This window comes from Bartonella sp. OD88NMGDW (assembly GCF_042193775.1).
GTDB lineage: Bacteria > Pseudomonadota > Alphaproteobacteria > Rhizobiales > Rhizobiaceae > Bartonella > Bartonella grahamii.
Genome location: NZ_JBHIMA010000078.1, coordinates 1 through 711, shown reverse-complemented (window position 1 = coordinate 711; position 711 = coordinate 1). Strand labels below are relative to the sequence as shown.

General features: G+C 36.1%; 1 protein-coding gene. It reads left to right on the top strand.

The genetic code is table 11. The features are described 5' to 3' along the window. Positions 1-70 precede the first annotated feature (70 nt). On the top strand, positions 71-711 hold a 641-nt coding region (locus ACFIJR_RS09185), incomplete at its 3' end, for a DNA adenine methylase (protein ID WP_375654087.1).

Here is a 711-nt window from a genome sequence, read left to right as displayed (position 1 = left end):
AGAGAATAGCTTCTCACACCTCAAAAAGTGGATAACAAAAAGTTAAATATCAAATCTCTCCTTTAAAAATATGATGACACAAGAATTCACACAAACATTGTTTGCGTGGATGGGTGGTAAACACTATCTACGTAAGAAAATTATACCGATTTTAAATAATATTGAACATGAAACCTATGTTGAACCATTTTTAGGCTCTGGTGTTATTTTCCTCAATAAAAGACCAGCAAAATATTCCGTTATTAATGATTTGAATGGAGAGATCACGAATCTGTTTCAATGTGTTCAAAATGACTTTGATGATTTAGCCAAACGACTAGAATGGTTTGTTTGTTCAAGACAGTTGTTTTTTGAACTTGCGGCTATTGAACCAGAGAGCCTTTCCAAAGTTGAAAGAGCCGCTCGCTTTTTGTTTCTCCAACGTTGTGTGATGTATGGGAAAAAAGAGTATGTCTCTTTTGGCTTTGGAAGAAAAAAGCCTATAGCATTTAATCCCGAAAAGCTGTTATCAAGGATGCGGCGTGTTAGACAGAAGCTTCTTGATACGACAATCTTAAATTTGTCGTGGGAACGGGTTGTCGAACTTTTTGATGCACCCGATAGTTTATTTTACCTAGACCCGCCTTATCTTGTGAAGAAGAAGTGTTACAGCTCTGGGAATTTTGTTGAAGATGATTTTGTGAGTATGGCAAAAGTTCTCAAAAGCATACA